Origin of the sequence: Paraburkholderia sp. NMBU_R16 (genome assembly GCF_013282575.1) — a bacterium.
Taxonomy (GTDB): Bacteria; Pseudomonadota; Gammaproteobacteria; order Burkholderiales; family Burkholderiaceae; genus Trinickia.
The window spans coordinates 1-295 of record NZ_JAAAYE010000364.1 but is presented as its reverse complement, the minus strand read 5'-3'; the positions used below and the strand labels follow the sequence as shown (position 1 = coordinate 295).

Below are 295 nucleotides of genomic sequence, written 5' to 3'. Positions count from 1 at the left end.
CAACATGCGCCGCGCGTCAATCAACAAACGCTTGTCAGCGTCAATCAACATCGGCATCATCAACCTCGCCGCGACATTCTCATCTTGTTTGTCGCGCGTCTCTCATCCAGATTGTCGCGCCACACCCTGGACTGCTCGCGCACGTGCTGGTCTCGAAGTTCGCAGATCACATCCCGTTGTATCGGCAATCGGTCATGTATGCGCGTGAGGGCGTCGAGCTCGATCGCTCGCTGCTCGCGAAGTGGGTTGGCCACGGCGCGACGCTCTTACAACCACTGGTCGACGCATTACGCCG

The 295-nt window shown here is 59.0% G+C and carries 1 pseudogene; it reads left to right on the top strand.

Annotated elements, in window-relative coordinates:
• Positions 1-128 precede the first annotated feature (128 nt).
• Positions 129-295: pseudogene (locus GWC77_RS28545) on the top strand (transposase); the annotation flags it as partial.